This window comes from Parerythrobacter lutipelagi, assembly GCF_005434975.1.
Classification (GTDB): domain Bacteria; phylum Pseudomonadota; class Alphaproteobacteria; order Sphingomonadales; family Sphingomonadaceae; genus Parerythrobacter_A; species Parerythrobacter_A lutipelagi.
Window position 1 is genome coordinate 509,462 of record NZ_SKCJ01000002.1, and the last position, 15,338, is coordinate 524,799.

Here is a 15,338-nt window from a genome sequence, read left to right on the forward strand (position 1 = left end):
TACAATTGGGCTAAGTATTGGTTCCAGTAAAACAATAAAAAACTCAACAACTTAACAATAGTTTGTTTTGTTACTAAACAACGGATGCCGAGCCGCGTGGTTATTGCGGCAGCCATACCTGCTTGGTTTCGCTCAGCGTGATCGGCGGGACCGGCAGCAGCGGGATCAGCGCCTCGACCTTGTATTCGACAGTGACCCTGCCGTAATCGGCGCCGTCGGTGGTGCCGCGCTGAAAAGTCAGCTTGGTGATATTGTCCGGGTCCATCGTGACAAGTTCGCTCCGCACCCGGTCGAGCACTTCGCTTTCCGTCGCGGTCGGGTCGACCTTGGCCAGCCGCACGCCTTCACCGGCGGCGTGGCGCAGCGCGCCTGACGCATGCATCGACACACCCATCTGGACGGTGCCCAGCATCAACGTGACGAGGACCGGCATCGCAAAAGCGAAATCGACCGTGCTTGAACCCTCACGGCTGCGCAGCAGGCGGCGCAGCATCACTGGAACCTCACCAGGCTGTCACCCGAAACGGTCACGACTTCGCTGAAGGCATCCACGCCCAGCACTTTGCCGAAGAAGCTCCAGTCGAATTCTGTCGGTACCTGCTTGGTAATATTGACGCTGACAAACCGTCCCGCGCTCTGCCCGGAAGGGCAGGTGCTGTCGAAGTTGGTCTGTTTGATCCCGTTGCACTCGAGAAAAATCTGCACTGTGACATCCTGTTCCGAAACCCCGGCTTCACGCGCGGCTTCGGTCTTGAGATAGGCTCCGTTCGATCCGTTGGGCCGCTTGGCCAGGGCAAAGTCGGTGGTGCGCTGCGCGGCCTGTTCGAAATCGATCTTGGTGCTGATCATCTGCGAGGCATCGACTGTGCCAAGGCCGAGCAGGATCATGAATGGCATCGACAGTCCCAGCTCCATCGCGCCGAAACCTGACCGGTCGGACCGAAGCCTGCGGGCAAGAGAGAGTATGCTCATGGTGTCTTACTCCACTACGCGAATGATGCGGGACCGGGTCGAAACGTCGTCGTAATCGGACGAACAATCGTTATCGAGCGAGCTGGTGCCGGAGAAATTGACCCGCTGGGCGACCATCAGCAGGCAGTTCGCGTGCTGACCGGCGTTGCCGTTGAAACGAACATTGCCGTTGGGGAAATAGACGATCCCTTCGAAGTTCAGGTCCGACCCGCCATTGATGATGTTCTCCACGCCACTACCCATCGGATCCTGGAAGAACAGGATATTGTACCAGTCGGGATCTTCCAGCTTGGTCGGTGCGCGCAGGTCGAGCTCTGCACCGCCGTTGATCTTGATTTCCGCGACATTGGCCGAAGTGGTGCCCGTCAGGACGATAGTGACCCCTTCGCCGATCACATTCGCCTGGCTTGACACGTCGAAAGCGCCCCGGTCGATGATGTAGACACCGGGGGACATCGTCACAGTGCCCTTGAGGCTGAGACCGTTGCAATAACGCCCGGGATAGATCGTCGTGTTCTGGCTCGGCTGGACAGTGTAATTGTTGTACGTGCAGCCGGCCGGGCTGCTGGGCGGTGCGAGGGTGCGTGATGCGAGCGGATCGACCACCGGCAGGCCGTAAGGCAGCAGCGTGGTGTCGGACGGAATGTTCCGGTCGCCATATTCGATCCCGCCGACCGCGCTGATCGGATCGGCGTTGAGGATGCTGCTGCCGGTCAGGTCGACCGCGCTGGCAACCTTGGAATTGGCCGCCGCGCCGCAACCCAGGTTCACATCGGCGGTACCGTGGACATAGATGCCGGTGCCGTTTTCTGCGAGGGCGATGACGCAGTGTTCGGCACCGGCAACCGTTGCCGCGACCGAGCGAACGCGGATCGTCGGTGCGCTTTCCAGGAACAGGCTTGAGAACGGCAGCTTGCGGCTGGTCGTGGCGACCACTTCGACCGCAGCGGTATCACCCGCATAGTCGCCTTGTTGCGGCGGAGTGACGATCCGTTCGACCGTAAAGCCGTCGACAAAATTGCGATCGATCTCGCCGGTTGCAGTGGTGGTCACGTTTGCGCCCTGATGCATGCTCAAGGCCCCGGCGAGCGCGCCGGAGTCGACCGCCTGTTGCAGCTGGCGGTTCCACAGATACCACTGGACCGTGTCGACCCCGATGCCGGCTGCACCGACCATGGAGGCTGCACCGATTGCAGAAATCATCAGCACATTGGCATCGCGATTGCGCATCAACTTCCGCAAGGTTCTGATCATTTCGCGCTCCCCGTTTGGTTACGATCGAGTGAATATGCCCCCCAATACGCGCGCCGTTGCCTAAGAATTTCGCAGCAATCGGGGTTCACGCGAATTTAACCATACGCCGATGTGGTTAGCACCTGTCCAGCGGTCGTCGGGTCGCCCGGTATCGCGCGCCGCGTTGCATGGTTAATTTCCTGGAAAATCAGCGGTAGGAAATAATTCACCGCTCGATCCGGCGCGATATGCCGAAAGTGCGTCCGGACCGAATCCGGGCTTGCCAATCGGCCAAGGGCGGGTAGTCTTTCGACCGGTTTCAGGAGGGGATTTCACGTTATGCCGGGTCGCACCGTCTTGGCCGCTCTGGCGGCGCTATCGACATTCGTCGTTTCGCCTGTCGCAGCACAGGACAGGCAGCCGTCCGCTTCGGACGCACCGCAGCTGGAGCCTGCGCCCCCACTTATAACCACCGCGAACTTTGCGGCGCGTAGCGAGCTGAGCATGGCCCGGGTATCGCCCGACGGAAAGCAAATCGCCGGCCTACTCGACCTGGAAGGCATTCCGACGGTGGTACTGTTCGATGCCGCAACCCGGCAACCGACCGGCAAATTCGGCACCGGCGAGAAATACGATATCGAATGGCTGCGCTGGGCGGGCAATAGCAAGCTGCTCGTGAGCATATCGGAATCGGGCGATTTCTACGGTGACGAGGTGCTGTACACGCGCCTGCTGCTGGTCAATCTTGCCACGCTGGAAACGCACTATCTCGAGCCGCGCGGTTCGCGGCGTCGCGCTTCGGTCGTCGACGGGGACAATGTGATCCATGTCGACGACGCCGGGCGATACGCGCTGGTCTCGATGCAGAAGGCAGTCAACGAATATCCGTCGGTTTTGCGGTTCGAGCTGAACGAGGACAAGTCGCCATCCACCGTGCAGCATCCGCGCCCCGGCGTGTGGACGTGGTATGCCGACAACACCGGTGTCGTTCGGGTCGGGACCGGCTGGTATCGCAATCGCCTCAGGGTCTATTATCGCGCCAATGGTGATAAGGATCTCGAACTGGTCGCCAAATTCGAGGAAGACGACCCGATCGAACGCTTCTGGGATGTCGCGGCCATCATCGGCGGGTCTGATCAGGGCTACGTGCTTCGCAGCAACGATAACGGCCGCGTCGGCCTGCACCTGTTCGATTATGCCAAGGGCGAAATCGTCGAGACCATTTACGAGAATCCCGATTGGGATCTCGACTCCGTATCGATCCGAGATGGCAAACCTTACGCCGCCTATTACACCGACGATCGCGAGCGGGTGGTCTGGTTCGACGAGGATCGCAAGCGGATGCAGTCGATGCTCGATAGCGCAATGAAGGAAGAGCAGGTATGGATCAGCTCGTCCTCGGAAGACGGCTCGCGCATGCTGGTCTATGGCGGGGGAGAGAACGATCCGGGCGCGCTATACGTCTTCTCTCCCAACGCAAAGAAGCTCGACCAGTTTGCCGAATTGCGACCCGGGGTCGATTTCCGCCAGCTGGCGAGACCGATGGGCGTAACCTACCAGTCGCGCGACGGGAAAGACATTCGCGCCTACCTGACCCTGCCGCGCGGCCGCGAGGCAAAGGGCCTGCCGCTCATCATCCTGCCGCATGGCGGCCCCTACGGGATCCGCGACAAGCTGGAATACAATGACGAAGTCCAGCTGCTTGCCAATCGCGGCTACGCCGTGTTGCAACCCAATTATCGCGGGTCGGGCGGCTATGGCGAGGCGTTCATGGAACTTGGCCGCGGGCAGATCGGCCGGCAGATGCAGGACGATCTGGACGATGCGATGGACTGGGCTATCGAGCAGGGCATCGCCGCAAAGGACAAGGTGTGCGTCGTCGGCGGGTCCTACGGCGGCTATGCCGCGCTATGGGCGGTGATCCGCAATCCGGAACGCTATCGCTGCGCAGCGAGCTGGGCCGGGGTGACCGATTTCGACAGCCAGCTGAAATACGACCGGAATTTCTTTACCCGCAAGGCGGGGCGGCGCTGGCGCGAACGTGTCGAGGGCGGGGCCGATTTCGATCTCGACTCGATCTCGCCGGCAAGCAATGCGGCGCGCTTGACCCGCCCCATCCTTCTTGCCCACGGGGAAGACGACAGCGTCGTGCCCTTCAGCCAGTTCAAGAAGATGCGCGGCGCGCTGGAAAAGACCGACGCCGACGTCGAATACCTCGTGATCGAGGACGAAGGCCACAGCTTCACCAAGTGGCAGAACGAAAAGGCGTGGTACGACGCGCTCCTGGCATTCCTCGCTGAGCATAATCCGGCGAAGTAGGGCGTGCGGCAATTGCCCATTCAGCCGCGCATCGTTAACTTGTGCGAGTCATGAAGGAACTTTTCCAGCATTCCGCCACCACGGGCGACGTAACTGTCCGGGTCGCCGTCAATTTTCTGCCCGAGCAGTCGCAGCCGGAATCCGGCAAGTGGTTCTGGGTCTATCACATCCGGATCGAAAATCGGTCGCGTGAAACGCTCAAGCTGCGCACGCGGCATTGGCGGATCACCGACGGGCGCGGGATGGTCAATCATGTCGATGGCGAAGGCGTGGTCGGCGAACACCCGGTCCTCAAACCGGGCGACAGCCACGACTATGTCTCGGGCTGCCCGCTGACGACGCCGCATGGCTCGATGGAAGGCTTCTACACCTTCACCGACGAAGGCGGCGAACCATGGGAAGTGCGCATCCCCTATTTCCCGCTCGCGGCACCTGCTGAAGCGGAGTAGGCTTGCTCTTGCTGCAATGCAGCACTAAACCGCCCCTCTCATGAAGCGTACCCATCTGCCTTTGAACGCCTTGCGCGTCTATGATGCCGCCGCGCGGCACCTCTCGTTCACCCGGGCGGCGGACGAGCTGGCGGTGACGCCTGCCGCTGTCGGCCAGCAGATTCGCGCGCTGGAGGATCATCTCGGCACGGTTCTGTTCCGCCGGACGAGCAAGGGGCTGGAGCTGACCGAGGAAGGTCTGGCGGGTCTCGATGCGCTGCGCGAAGGCTTCCTGAAATTCGAGGAAAGCGTGCAGTCGATGCAGGCCGGTCAAGCGTCCGACCGCTATACCATCGCTGCGCCGCGTGAATTTTATGCGCAATGGCTCGCGCCGCGTCTGGCCGATTTTCGCGCTGCCAACCCCGGCATCCGGTTCCAGCTGGTGGAGAACGAGAACGCCGACTTTACGGAAGCGAACTTGGATGTCGCGATCCGGCTGGTCGACGGGCCGGGCGAGCTGGAAGGGGTCGAACTCGCGCCCGCGCGCCGCGTGGTCGTCGCCAAGCAAGGCGCGCCCGACGAATGGATCGACTGGCCCGGGGCGCCGCTACCCGAAGGCGCGCAGCCCACGGTGCAGGTCGGCAATGCCGGGCAGGCGCTGTCGAGCGCTGTTGCCGGGATGGGCAAGGCGATCCTGCCGTACCTGCTGGTCGAGGAATCGATCGAGGCCGGCAAGGTTGCCGTGCTGGAGGGGCCGGACGAAGGCCGCCGCGCCTACTGGCTCGTTGCCCCGTTGCCGCAATGGCGGCAGAAAAAGGTCAAGGCTCTGGTCGGCTTCCTCACCGAGGCCTGACGTCCCCCCAATCGCGGGCAATCAAGCCTTTATTCGCCTTCGACGCGGTCCTTGGCCGTGTCCTCCTCGAATTCCTGCATCACCTCGTCGGCGGCTTTCCTGTCGGCGGAATCGGCATCTTCTGCCTCGGCATTGTTCGTGCGGGCGGTGGCCGGGTCCAGGCACAGGCGGGCGAGGATCGGGCGGTGGTCCGATCCGACCGGGCCGAGCACCTCCATCTCGCGCAGCAGGAACTCGTCGGTTACGAACAGATGGTCGAGCGGCCAGCCGAGCCAGGTCATGTCGGCGGGGAAGGTCGCGTAGGTTCCGCGTCCGATCCGCGGGTCGAGGAACTGGCCGGTCTGCATGAACAGCTCGGTCGTGCTGGACCAGGCGACATCGTTGAAATCGCCGATCGCGATTGCGGGCATCGGCAAATCGCGGGCGTGGCGCGCGGCAACCACCAGCTCGGCGTCGCGTTCTTCGGTGTCCTGCCCCGGCTGAGGGGGTCGCGGATGCAGCGCGATCATGCGGAAGTCGAGCCCGCCCGCGGTCATAGTGCCGAACACCGAGGGGGTGTCCTTCTGCGCCAGATCGCGGATCGCCGCGTCACGCACCGGCATGCTGGTGTAGAACGCGATGCCGTATTTGTTGTCCAGCGGCCGCTCCAGCGCGGTGTCATACTTCGCGCGCACCGGCGCCATCGCGTCGAGCCACGCCTGATCGGTTTCCATCAGCAGCACCATGTCGGCGTCGATCCGCTCGATCAGCTCCAGCGTGCGCCCGTATTCGCGATTGTCCTGCAGCACGTTGAGCGAGAGGACGGAGAAACACGCGTCCCCGCCCTCCGTATCGGCGGCAAATTTGGCGACCGTGGTCGGCGCGAGCGGGGTGTAGGGATAGATGCGGTAGACCTGCCAGACGGTCAGCGCCGCCATCGCCAGCGGCAACGCCAGCCGCCAGGTTTTCCAGCTGCCCTCTTCCCCGCGATCGAACCGCAGGATCAGCAGCCCGAGAATGACCATCGCCGCGACCAGCTGGACACGGGGGAAATCCCACATGCGGATCCACCACTGGTTGAACTCTCCGGTCGACAACAGCACGCCCGCGGTCAGCACCAGCGCCAGCAAGCGCATGCCCCACACGGCGGCGGATTTCAGCGTGGATTTCGTCTGCGATTGCATGGTCACTCCCCTTGGGAGAGAGACGCACGAGGCGGCGAAAGGTTGCGTGTGTTGTTTGTTTGGGCCTCAAGCGCCGGCGTTCGCGTCCGCTCACTTGGCTTTCCTCGCTTTCGCGACCTGAAGGTCGCTTCGCTGCGGGCGGGCGGTCGCCCTTGCACTCGCCTGCGGCTCGCGTTTTAGCGCTGATCCGCCATCCTCTTGGTCGCGGCAGCCAGAGCGCGACTGCGCGACGGCCGGTAGGCCGAAGCCAAGCGGGCCGGACGGCCCGCGCCCGGCGCTTGAGGCCAAAACAAACAACCCCCCTCAAATCCCCCCGCCATCGCCGAAGTCTTCGGGCGGGGGCGCTTCGTCCCAGTCGTCTTCCAGCCCCTGCGCGCGGCGGCGGGTGATGACTTTCTGGCGCAGTTCTTCCAGCTTGGCATCGATGATCGCGCGGGCCTGCGCCGGGGTGGGGCGCGTGGCCTTGTACGCCTCGACCGCCTCGCGCGCGATGCTGTCATACACCGCATTGCCCGGCTGGAGCTTCTGCACCCCGTATTTCTGCGGCAGCCGGTGCTGGAGGAGGAAGCGCAGCAGATTGTTGTCCGGCTTGTCCCACGTGCCCAGCAGCACGCCCCCGCTGACGATGGGCGTGGCGGTGCCCTGTATCGCGCGTTCGAGCGCACAATCCTCCAGCCGCTGCACACCCCGCGCCAAAGCCGCATCCCACGCGGCAGCAAACTCCTCCGCCCCGGGTTTGTGGCGGAGCTTGTAAAGCGCCTCCAGACTGCGCCCGATCGACTTCGCCGCCTGCTTGACGATGCCGGTCGCGGCGAGGGTGGCGATGAACCGGCGCTGGAGATCAGGCGTGATCGAATTCCGCCGCGGCGCGGTGTGCAGATAGGGCGCAAAGCCGAGCAACGGATCGTCCTCCTCCGGCGGCGCGGAGACGTGGGCAACGGCGGAGGTGGCCTGGCGAGGCGTGGCTCTGGTGGGGGTGGGGTGGTCCGGCATGACCACTCCCAGAATGCACAAATCGCGCGTGTAGGAAAATGGTTTGTTACGAGCGCTGATCCGGTCGGCGATTAGCCGACCGCAAGCGCGGAGTTCAAACCAAAGTCGCAGACGGACCAAGGCCGTCTGCGAGGTCGCCCGAGCTTCTGTTAAATAGCCAAGGGCCCCTCACGTCCTCCAATCGGCGATTAGGGGCGTTGATAAAAGAATCGAAAGAAGGCGAAGTCGAATATGGATACGTGCAGGATAAAGATTCTCATCGTATCGGAACGTAGATTCGGGTGGATGATGATCCTGCGCTCGGTCGAAGGCTACTAGATCGCTGGGGATAGCCAACGTTCAGAGGAGTCGGTTCTTCAGTTTATCTTTCCCTCATGTAGGGAGATCGTTCGACTTGCGGATAAATTTGACGAGTGTTTCCACCCGTTCAGTCAGATCGAGCTCAGTCATGCTGAAGCCTGCGGCGACGCATTCCTTAGCGATGCGTATCTTATTGAAGCCGCTCGTCACCTCGTCTCCGTTGCGCTTTCGGTAGTTTAATGGCTTTCCAAATCGATTGCGCGATCCCGACAGTTTGACTGCGCTGGGGTGCGCTTTCTGGATAGCCAATTCGCGGCTTTCGGCCGGGACGTAATTCTCTATCTCTCTACCCTTTGTAACCCAAGACAGGCCCCCGCTAGCTTCGATCTGTTCGCGAACTCTGATTTTCGTTCCACGGAGCTCTTGGTGCGCCGCACCCAAATCACTATCCATAACTATAGCGACGTGGCGGTTGATAGGCAAAAGAGAAATGAATTCTTCGACGTAAGAATCCTCGACGCTCAAATGACTTAGAAGTTTTCCACCGTAAAACATTATACTATAATCAATTCCTTCTTTTACGGCAGGGTCTAACGAAGATATCCAATAGTTTAAATACAAACGATCAGAAGGGCCTTCGACCCAGATAATGCAATTAGATTGCAGCAAGTCGCTTGCACGATAACCTAGTTCGCGACATATCTCATGCCGGCGTTGACTTTTGATAAGGGGCTCGATTGTAGCCGCACCGCCGTCACTCCTTACGCCAAAAACTTTCGCCTCTGGTGTATCTATAACTGCGGGTGAATGAGTTGTGACGAAAAACTGCCCTTCGATTTCATCCCTCAAAAAAGACATGAGTTTTCTTTGATAAGCAGGGTGGAGATGAATTTCAGGCTCTTCTAATAGAATAGTCTTTCCTTCATTTAGTACTATAAGTGAAGCTAGCATGAAGAGCTCATGAACTCCCGAGCCTAAAGTTTCTATCGGTCTTTTGTACCCACCAATTTCCACATTGATGGTTGATCGGTCATGTGGGATGTCAATTGATATATCGTCGATGAGCGTAATATCTGCGATGAAATTCTGGAGTTTCTCGAACGACTTCCGCTTTTGCTGTTGACCATACGTCGGGTTTGAAAACTCCACTAACTGATCGATAATGTGCGTGTCGTCGTTTCCAGCATTTTCATATTCATTTGAGAAAACGCTCAGCCGCGTCTTTATTTGTCGGAACGCAGGAACATAGACGGTCGAGATCTGGTCAACGTTACCAACTAGCAGTCTGTTTAGGACGAAGTTCATCGCTTGTTGGGTGTTTAAGTGTCCAGCGCCAGAGATTCTTGCGAGGATCTCAAGATTTCTTGCATCGACATTTGCGGTGTCTGACATTTCTGCAAATGCGCGCTGGTTAGCATTTGTGGCTTGGCGCCTGACTGGTATCCCTATGTATTGTCCATCGCTTGTTGTTTTCGGGAAGCCTCTCACGGTGGCTCTGAAGGCCTCTTGTTGCGGGCCACTGGGCGCTGTAAACTTTGAGTCTATTGTCTCGTTGTCAATCGGGACGTAGATAATGAACTTGTCAGGGTCGGTTTGACAAAACCGAGATCGGTTCTCCGCCGATAATTGAACCTTATCACCGCGCGTGTCGGCTAGTGATGGAGCGAGATAATCACGGATGTAACGAAGTACGTTTGATTTTCCACTGTTGTTGGAGCCTACGAATATATTAATCTTTCCAAGGGGGGCGATAGTTTGCGGCTCTTCGCCGAAATTTCTAAAATGCGATATTTCAAAGCCATGGATCATGATCGACGTTATGCAAGCTTACGATCATGAGGGCAATATCATGATCGGTGCTGCATGCCGAAATGAATAAATATTCAGTCCGGATACTTAACTGTAAATGCAAGAAGGTCTCATGCGCGCAATGTTCACGGGTCGCTATCGAGACAGCGCCATCCGATAGGCGGTTCCGGAAATTGCGCTTAGTTTTCGCGGTTCCACCTAAATCCTTCCGAAGACATCCTTCCCTTGACCCCCCACCCGAATCCCCCTAAGCGCCCACCAACCGAAACGGGGCTCTGTCCCCGCCACGGTCAATAGAGCTGAACATTGCCGGTTATGTCCCGGGGTCCAGTCGCAGTTGCGGCGTGGCTCTTTTCTATTGGGGCGGTTCCTTCGGGAGGCGCTTTGGGGCTGCCGTCAAAGTAACCCGGTGTTCGTGCCGGGTGGAGTGGGTCAGTTCGCGCATCGCAAGATGTCCGCTTTGCGGGCGTTCTTGTTTAGCTGGACCCCGGATCAAGTCCGGGGTGACGGCACGGGGCGCGACCAACTCTCTCCATCCGGTATCGTGGCGCCATCAACGCCCTGGTCCATTCGGGCCGGGCACACGGTGAAGAGAAAGAATTCTATGCCGACGATCAACCAGCTGGTCCGCAAGGGCCGCACCCCGCAGAAGGCCAAGTCCAAGGTCCCTGCGATGGAAGCGAACCCGCAGAAGCGCGGCGTTTGCACCCGCGTCTATACGACGACCCCGAAAAAGCCGAACTCGGCGCTGCGTAAGGTTGCCAAGGTTCGCCTGACCAACCAGCGCGAAGTCATCTCCTACATCCCGGGTGAGGGCCACAACCTGCAAGAGCACAGCGTTGTCCTGATCCGCGGCGGCCGTGTGCGCGACCTTCCCGGTGTGCGTTACCACGTGCTGCGCGGCGTGCTCGACACGCAGGGTGTCAAGGACCGCCGCAAGAGCCGTTCGAAGTACGGCGCGAAACGCCCGAAATAAGGAGTCTTTGTTTGGTGCGGTTGTCACGTCCGTGACAACCTCGGTGCCAGCCCGTCTCCCCCTCCCAACCACCCGATCATTGTCCGAACCAGTATCGGATGGCCGGGAGGCGGAGCCGGACAGGCCCCACGCCAGAGAAGATTGAGTTTCACGCGGATTTAGCACGTTCCCCCACCCGGCTACCCCCAAGCGGTAGAATTTGGGTGGCCGGCCAAAAAGCCGGAAACACGGAGCGGGCTGGAGCCGCAAGGCACCACGGAGGTGGTGCCGCACTCCGAAGGAGTTTTGAAAAATGTCACGTCGTCGTCGTCCCGAGAAGCGGGAAATCCTGCCCGATCCCAAGTTTGGTGATCAGGTTCTGTCGAAGTTCATGAACAACCTCATGCTCGACGGTAAGAAGTCCGTTGCCGAGCGCATCGTCTATGGCGCGCTTGAAACGGTCGAGAACAAGGCCAAGGCCGATCCGATCCAGCTGTTCCATGATGCGCTGAACAACATCAAGCCGCAGGTCGAAGTGCGCAGCCGCCGTGTCGGTGGTGCCACGTATCAGGTGCCGGTCGAGGTTCGCCCCGAGCGTGCCCAGGCGCTGGCGATCCGCTGGCTGATCTCGGCCGCGCGTGGCCGGGCTGAAACCACCATGGCGGCCCGCCTGTCGGGCGAGCTGATGGATGCGTCGAACAATCGCGGCAACGCGGTCAAGAAGCGCGAAGACAGCCACCGCATGGCGGAAGCCAACCGCGCGTTCAGCCACTACCGCTGGTAGGGTTGGCGCCGGTCTTCTGATCGTCACAATCGTAACTATATGGGGGTCGGCCCAGTGCCACCCCCAGACCACACGAGGAATTCCACATGGCTCGCGAATATCCGCTGGAGCGGTACCGCAACATCGGCATCATGGCCCACATCGATGCCGGCAAGACCACCACGACCGAGCGTATCCTCTACTACACCGGCAAGTCCTACAAGATCGGCGAAGTGCACGATGGTGCCGCGACGATGGACTGGATGGAGCAGGAGCAGGAACGCGGCATCACCATCACGTCTGCTGCCACGACCACGTTCTGGCAGAACGAAGACGGCAAGGGTGAAAAGCACCGCATCAACATCATCGACACCCCCGGCCACGTCGACTTCACCATTGAAGTCGAACGCAGCCTGCGCGTGCTCGACGGCGCGGTCGCCGTGTTCGACGGCGTCGCCGGTGTAGAACCGCAATCCGAAACCGTCTGGCGCCAGGCCGACAAGTACGGTGTCCCGCGGATGTGCTTCATCAACAAGCTCGACCGTACCGGCGCAGATTTCTACTACTGCGTCCAGTCGATCATCGACCGCCTCGGCGCGACGCCGCTGGTGCTTTACCTTCCGATCGGCGCAGAAGCCGATCTGAAGGGTGTCGTCGATCTCGTGAACATGCGCGGTATCGTGTGGGAAAACGACGGCCTCGGCGCGGATTTCAACTATGTCGATATCCCCGCAGAACTGGCTGACAAGGCTGCCGAGTATCGCGAGAAGCTGGTCGAAGGCGCTGTCGAACAAGACGACGACGCGATGGAAGCCTATCTCGAGACCGGTGAAGCCCCTGATGCGGCAACGCTCAAGAAACTGATCCGCAAGGGCACTATGGAGCGCGCGTTCGTTCCGGTGCTGTGTGGTTCGGCATTCAAGAACAAGGGCGTGCAGCCACTGCTCGACGCAGTGGTCGACTACATGCCGTCTCCGCTCGACGTTCCGGCGATCAAGGGCGTGAAGCCAGACAGCGACGAGGAAGACACGCGTCCGTCATCCGACGATGCGCCGTTCTCGGCATTGGCGTTCAAAATCATGAACGATCCGTTCGTCGGTTCGCTGACCTTTACCCGCATCTATTCAGGCAAGCTCGAGAAGGGTTCGGTTCTGAACTCGGTGAAGGACAAGAAGGAAAAGATCGGCCGCATGCTGCTGATGCATTCCAACAATCGCGAAGACATCGATGAAGCCTTCGCTGGCGACATCGTGGCAATTGCCGGGATGAAAGACACCACCACCGGGGATACGCTGTGCGCATCGAACGCTCCAATCATCCTCGAACGGATGGAGTTTCCCGAGCCGGTCATCGAACTGTCAGTGGAGCCGAAGACCAAGGCCGACCAGGAAAAGATGGGCGTCGCGCTCAATCGTCTGGCCGCCGAGGATCCCTCTTTCCGGGTCAGCACCGATCACGAATCGGGACAGACGATCATCAAGGGCATGGGCGAGCTTCACCTCGACATTCTGGTCGACCGCATGAAGCGCGAATTCAAGGTTGAAGCCAATGTCGGTGCTCCGCAGGTGGCCTATCGTGAATCGCTCGGCCGTGAGGTCGAAGTGACTTACACCCATAAGAAGCAATCGGGTGGTTCGGGTCAGTTCGGTGAAGCCAAGGTTATCGTCACCCCGGGTGAGCGCGGCCAAGGCATCATTTTCGAGGACAATATCAAGGGCGGTAACATCCCGCGCGAATATATTCCCTCGGTCGAAAAAGGCATGCGCGAACAGGCCGAAAGCGGCTACCTCGTCGGCTTCCCGATTATCGATTTCACCATCCAGCTGATCGACGGCAAGTACCATGATGTCGACTCGAGCACGGTGGCATTCGAGATCACTGGTCGCGGTGCAATGCGTGAAGCGGCTCAGAAAGCCGGTATCAAGCTGCTCGAACCGGTGATGAAGGTTGAGGTCGTTACACCTGAGGATTATCTCGGGGACGTTATCGGCGATCTCAACAGCCGTCGCGGCCAGATCCAGGGCACTGACACTCGCGGCAACGCGCAAGCCGTCGATGCGTTCGTGCCGCTGGCCAACATGTTCGGCTACGTCAATGAGCTGCGTTCGTTCACTCAGGGCCGTGCCCAGTACACGATGCAATTCAGCCACTATGACGAAGTTCCGGCAAGTGTGGCACAGGAAGTCAAGGAGAAGCTTGCCTAAGGCGAGCGATGCGTTTAGGGGCGGCGCCTGATTCAGCGGGTGCCGCCTAACCTCCCGCAGGGATTCAATTTCAACTCAGAGGTTTTTTGAGAAATGGCTAAGGAAAAATTCGAGCGGACAAAGCCGCACTGCAACATCGGCACCATCGGTCACGTCGACCACGGCAAGACCACGCTGACTGCGGCTATCACCAAGGTGCAGGGTTCGGCTGTCGATTTCGCTAACATCGACAAAGCTCCGGAAGAGCGCGAGCGTGGCATCACCATTTCAACGGCTCACGTTGAATATGAAACCGACGCACGTCACTATGCGCACGTCGATTGCCCGGGTCACGCCGACTATGTGAAGAACATGATCACCGGTGCTGCCCAGATGGACGGCGCTATTCTGGTTGTGAACGCAGCTGACGGCCCGATGCCCCAGACTCGTGAGCACATTCTGCTTGCCCGTCAGGTTGGCGTTCCGCAGCTGGTGGTCTACCTGAACAAGGTTGACCAGGTTGACGACGAGGAACTGCTTGAGCTCGTCGAACTCGAAGTTCGCGAACTGTTGAGCGATTATGACTTCGACGGCGACAACATTCCAATCGTCAAGGGTTCGGCTCTGGCCGCTCTCGAGGGTCGCGATCCTGAAATCGGTGAAAACTCGATCAAGGAACTGATGGACGCTGTCGACAGCTACATCCCGCAGCCTGAGCGTCCGATCGACAGGGACTTCCTGATGCCGATCGAGGACGTGTTCTCGATCTCCGGTCGCGGTACGGTTGTGACCGGCCGTATTGAAACCGGCGTTGTGAATGTTGGTGACGAAGTCGAAATCGTCGGCATCAAGGACACCAGCAAGACGACCGTGACTGGCGTTGAAATGTTCCGCAAGCTGCTCGATCGCGGCGAAGCCGGTGACAATGTCGGTGCCCTGATTCGCGGTGTTGGTCGTGAAGAAGTCGAGCGTGGCCAGGTTCTCGCCAAGCCGGGTTCGGTTACGCCGCACACTGAATTCAGTGCAGAAGTCTACGTGCTGTCGAAGGACGAAGGGGGCCGTCATACGCCGTTCTTCGCCAACTACCGCCCGCAGTTCTACTTCCGCACCACCGACGTGACCGGTGAAGTGATCCTCCCCGAGGGCACGGAAATGGTCATGCCGGGCGACAACGTGACGATCAACGTTAAGCTGATCGCTCCGATCGCTATGGACGAAGGTCTTCGTTTCGCAATCCGTGAAGGCGGTCGTACCGTCGGTTCAGGGGTTGTCAGCAAGATCACGAAGTAATATAGAGCCGGCCAAGCAAAGGGGATTCGTCTCCTTGGCCGGACTCGCTTCGGATAAAAATTCGGTCAGCAGCCCCG

General features: G+C 59.7%; 13 protein-coding genes. 7 read left to right on the forward strand and 6 right to left on the reverse strand.

Annotated elements, in window-relative coordinates; genetic code table 11:
- Window positions 1-100: 100 nt before the first annotated feature.
- Genes E0502_RS10775 through E0502_RS10785 form a run of 3 tightly spaced genes read right to left on the reverse strand, consistent with a single transcriptional unit; the run spans window position 101 to window position 2,226 of the window.
- Window positions 101-493: a TadE/TadG family type IV pilus assembly protein gene (locus tag E0502_RS10775; RefSeq protein ID WP_137678009.1), complete on the reverse strand. Its 393-nt coding sequence runs from the start codon at window positions 491-493 to the stop codon at window positions 101-103.
- The gene (locus E0502_RS10780) at window positions 493-972 is read right to left on the reverse strand and encodes a TadE/TadG family type IV pilus assembly protein (protein WP_137678010.1); all 480 of its coding nucleotides are present in this window, start codon (window positions 970-972) and stop codon (window positions 493-495) included. The genes E0502_RS10775 and E0502_RS10780 overlap by 1 nt, the downstream gene beginning before the upstream one ends.
- 6 nt (window positions 973-978) lie before the next feature.
- The gene (locus tag E0502_RS10785; RefSeq protein WP_137678011.1) at window positions 979-2,226 is read right to left on the reverse strand and encodes a pilus assembly protein TadG-related protein; all 1,248 of its coding nucleotides are present in this window, start codon (window positions 2,224-2,226) and stop codon (window positions 979-981) included.
- Between the two features lie 318 nt (window positions 2,227-2,544).
- On the opposite strand from E0502_RS10785, the gene E0502_RS10790 reads away from it, so the two are divergent.
- From E0502_RS10790 to E0502_RS10800, 3 genes are read left to right on the forward strand one after another with little or no spacing between them, the layout of a single operon-like run.
- The gene (locus E0502_RS10790; RefSeq protein WP_137678012.1) at window positions 2,545-4,524 is read left to right on the forward strand and encodes an alpha/beta hydrolase family protein; all 1,980 of its coding nucleotides are present in this window, start codon (window positions 2,545-2,547) and stop codon (window positions 4,522-4,524) included.
- A 50-nt stretch (window positions 4,525-4,574) separates the two neighbouring features.
- A complete protein-coding gene (gene apaG / locus E0502_RS10795; protein WP_137678013.1) occupies window positions 4,575-4,973 on the forward strand; it encodes a Co2+/Mg2+ efflux protein ApaG in 399 nt (132 codons plus the stop codon).
- 40 nt (window positions 4,974-5,013) lie between these two features.
- A complete protein-coding gene (locus tag E0502_RS10800; RefSeq protein ID WP_137678014.1) occupies window positions 5,014-5,805 on the forward strand; it encodes a LysR substrate-binding domain-containing protein in 792 nt (263 codons plus the stop codon).
- Window positions 5,806-5,834: 29 nt separating this feature from the next.
- Here E0502_RS10800 and E0502_RS10805 read toward each other — a convergent pair whose 3' ends face one another.
- The 3 genes from E0502_RS10805 to E0502_RS10815 all read right to left on the reverse strand — a co-directional run bounded on the left by E0502_RS10805 (window position 5,835) and on the right by E0502_RS10815 (window position 10,070).
- Window positions 5,835-6,968 (reverse strand): endonuclease/exonuclease/phosphatase family protein, encoded by a 1,134-nt coding sequence (locus tag E0502_RS10805; RefSeq protein ID WP_137678015.1) that lies wholly within the window; start codon window positions 6,966-6,968, stop codon window positions 5,835-5,837.
- A gap of 303 nt (window positions 6,969-7,271) precedes the next feature.
- Entirely contained in the window at window positions 7,272-7,961 is a 690-nt protein-coding gene (locus E0502_RS10810; protein ID WP_240049025.1) for a hypothetical protein, read from the reverse strand.
- 372 nt (window positions 7,962-8,333) lie between these two features.
- Window positions 8,334-10,070, reverse strand: coding sequence for an ATP-dependent nuclease (locus tag E0502_RS10815; protein ID WP_137678016.1), 1,737 nt, complete (start codon window positions 10,068-10,070; stop codon window positions 8,334-8,336).
- Window positions 10,071-10,674: 604 nt separating this feature from the next.
- On the opposite strand from E0502_RS10815, the gene rpsL reads away from it, so the two are divergent.
- The 4 genes from rpsL to tuf all read left to right on the forward strand — a co-directional run bounded on the left by rpsL (window position 10,675) and on the right by tuf (window position 15,261).
- Complete coding sequence (rpsL, locus tag E0502_RS10820) at window positions 10,675-11,046, forward strand: 30S ribosomal protein S12 (RefSeq protein ID WP_137678017.1); 372 nt, start codon at window positions 10,675-10,677, stop codon at window positions 11,044-11,046.
- Window positions 11,047-11,338: 292 nt separating this feature from the next.
- Entirely contained in the window at window positions 11,339-11,809 is a 471-nt protein-coding gene (rpsG, locus tag E0502_RS10825) for a 30S ribosomal protein S7 (protein ID WP_137678018.1), read from the forward strand.
- A gap of 86 nt (window positions 11,810-11,895) precedes the next feature.
- Window positions 11,896-13,992 (forward strand): elongation factor G, encoded by a 2,097-nt coding sequence (gene fusA, locus E0502_RS10830; protein ID WP_137678019.1) that lies wholly within the window; start codon window positions 11,896-11,898, stop codon window positions 13,990-13,992.
- A 93-nt stretch (window positions 13,993-14,085) separates the two neighbouring features.
- The gene (tuf, locus tag E0502_RS10835; RefSeq protein WP_137678020.1) at window positions 14,086-15,261 is read left to right on the forward strand and encodes an elongation factor Tu; all 1,176 of its coding nucleotides are present in this window, start codon (window positions 14,086-14,088) and stop codon (window positions 15,259-15,261) included.
- The last annotated feature ends 77 nt before the right edge of the window (window positions 15,262-15,338 follow it).

What these genes read in the sequence shown, in the direction of transcription:
- E0502_RS10780 (WP_137678010.1), bottom strand. Translation starts at nt 972, where the DNA reads ATGAGCATACTCTCTCTTGCCCGCAGGCTTCGGTCCGACCGGTCAGGT.
- fusA (WP_137678019.1), top strand. Translation starts at nt 11,896, where the DNA reads ATGGCTCGCGAATATCCGCTGGAGCGGTACCGCAACATCGGCATCATG.
- E0502_RS10815 (WP_137678016.1), bottom strand. Translation starts at nt 10,070, where the DNA reads ATGATCCATGGCTTTGAAATATCGCATTTTAGAAATTTCGGCGAAGAG.
- E0502_RS10790 (WP_137678012.1), top strand. Translation starts at nt 2,545, where the DNA reads ATGCCGGGTCGCACCGTCTTGGCCGCTCTGGCGGCGCTATCGACATTC.
- apaG (WP_137678013.1), top strand. Translation starts at nt 4,575, where the DNA reads ATGAAGGAACTTTTCCAGCATTCCGCCACCACGGGCGACGTAACTGTC.
- rpsL (WP_137678017.1), top strand. Translation starts at nt 10,675, where the DNA reads ATGCCGACGATCAACCAGCTGGTCCGCAAGGGCCGCACCCCGCAGAAG.
- E0502_RS10785 (WP_137678011.1), bottom strand. Translation starts at nt 2,226, where the DNA reads ATGATCAGAACCTTGCGGAAGTTGATGCGCAATCGCGATGCCAATGTG.
- rpsG (WP_137678018.1), top strand. Translation starts at nt 11,339, where the DNA reads ATGTCACGTCGTCGTCGTCCCGAGAAGCGGGAAATCCTGCCCGATCCC.
- tuf (WP_137678020.1), top strand. Translation starts at nt 14,086, where the DNA reads ATGGCTAAGGAAAAATTCGAGCGGACAAAGCCGCACTGCAACATCGGC.
- E0502_RS10775 (WP_137678009.1), bottom strand. Translation starts at nt 493, where the DNA reads ATGCTGCGCCGCCTGCTGCGCAGCCGTGAGGGTTCAAGCACGGTCGAT.
- E0502_RS10805 (WP_137678015.1), bottom strand. Translation starts at nt 6,968, where the DNA reads ATGCAATCGCAGACGAAATCCACGCTGAAATCCGCCGCCGTGTGGGGC.
- E0502_RS10800 (WP_137678014.1), top strand. Translation starts at nt 5,014, where the DNA reads ATGAAGCGTACCCATCTGCCTTTGAACGCCTTGCGCGTCTATGATGCC.
- E0502_RS10810 (WP_240049025.1), bottom strand. Translation starts at nt 7,961, where the DNA reads ATGCCGGACCACCCCACCCCCACCAGAGCCACGCCTCGCCAGGCCACC.